Consider the following 1,458-nt stretch of genomic DNA (forward strand, 5'->3'; position numbering starts at 1 on the left):
CTCAGGGTGTTGCTGGTTCACCCGGGCGGACCCTTCTGGGCGAAGAAGGACGATGGTGCCTGGTCGATACCGAAGGGCCTCGTCGGCGAGGACGAGGATGAGTTGACGGCAGCGCAACGCGAGACCGAGGAAGAGCTTGGCGTCAAGGTCGATGGATACTTCACTCGTCTCGGCGACTACAGGCAACCGGGCGGCAAGATCGTCTCGGCCTGGTCCGTCGAGGCGACCATCGACATCGATGTGACCTCCATCAAGAGCAACAGCTTCACCATGGAATGGCCGCCAAGGTCGGGATCCCTGAAGGAGTTCCCGGAGGTCGACAGAGCGGGCTGGTTCACCTTGCCCGAGGCCGAGGTGAAAATCCTCAAGGGGCAGCGCCCGATGCTTTTGGATCTTGCCAGGCAGCAAGGCGCGGGATGATCCGCAGCCCTCAATAAGGCAGGCCGACATAGTTCTCGGCGAGCGCGGTCGATGCGGCGCGCGAGTGCATGAGGTAGTCGAGTTCGGCCTCCTGGATGCGTTGGCCGAAATCGCCGGTGTCGGGAAAACGGTGCAGCATCGTCGTCATCCACCAGGAAAAGCGCACCGCCTTCCAGACCCGTGCCAGCGCCTTGCCGGAATAGGCATCGATGCCATCATGTGACTTCTCGACGTAGAAGTCGCGCAAACCTGCGAAGAGATAGCGCACGTCGCTGGCGGCGAGGTTGAGCCCTTTCGCCCCGGTCGGCGGTACGATATGGGCGGCGTCGCCAACCAGGAACATCCTGCCGAAGCGCATTGGCTCGGCAACGAAGGAGCGCAGCGGCGCGATCGATTTCTCGAAGGATGGGCCGGTGACGACATTTGCCGCCGTCTGCTCCGGCAAGCGGCGGCGCAACTCGTCCCAGAAGCGCTCATCCGACCACGCCTCCACGCGATCGTCCTGCGGGCACTGCACATAGTAGCGGCTGCGATGCGTCGAGCGCATCGAGCACAGCGCAAAACCCCGCTCGTGATTGGCGTAGACCAGTTCGCGGTCGGCTGGCGGCACCTCGGCCAGCACGCCGAGCCAGCCGAACGGATACTGCCGCTCGAAGATTTTTAGGGTACGCTCGGGCACCGATTTGCGGCTGACGCCATGATAACCGTCGCAGCCGGCAACGAAGTCGCAGTCGATGCGATGCGTGACGCCATCCTTGTCATAGGTGGCGAAAGGCGCGGTGCCGTCGAAATCGTGCAGAGCGACATTTGCCGCCTCGTAGATCGTGGTCAGCCCTGCCGCGTCGCGCTTGTCCATCAAATCGTGCATGACCTCGGTCTGGCCATAGACGGTGACATGCCTGCCGCCGGTCAGCGCCTCGAGGTCGATGCGATGCAAGCGTCCGTCGAAGGCGAGCGAGATGCCAGTATGCGGCAGCCCTTCGGCATGCAGCCTTGCCGCCGCGCCGGCCTGTTCCAGCAATTCGACGGTGCCCTGTT

2 protein-coding genes are annotated in these 1,458 nt (G+C 63.4%); one reads left to right on the forward strand and one right to left on the reverse strand.

The window, feature by feature from the left end; all coding sequences use genetic code 11:
* Window positions 1-420 (forward strand): NUDIX domain-containing protein (locus EN906_RS34000; RefSeq protein ID WP_245484393.1); only part of this gene is annotated, 420 nt, incomplete at its 5' end.
* 10 nt (window positions 421-430) lie between these two features.
* On the opposite strand, the gene pobA is transcribed toward EN906_RS34000, so the two are convergent.
* Window positions 431-1,458: 4-hydroxybenzoate 3-monooxygenase (pobA, locus tag EN906_RS34005; RefSeq protein ID WP_127375771.1), on the reverse strand; the 1,028-nt coding region annotated here is incomplete at its 5' end.

The organism is Mesorhizobium sp. M7A.F.Ca.CA.004.06.1.1 (assembly GCF_003999135.1).
GTDB lineage: Bacteria > Pseudomonadota > Alphaproteobacteria > Rhizobiales > Rhizobiaceae > Mesorhizobium.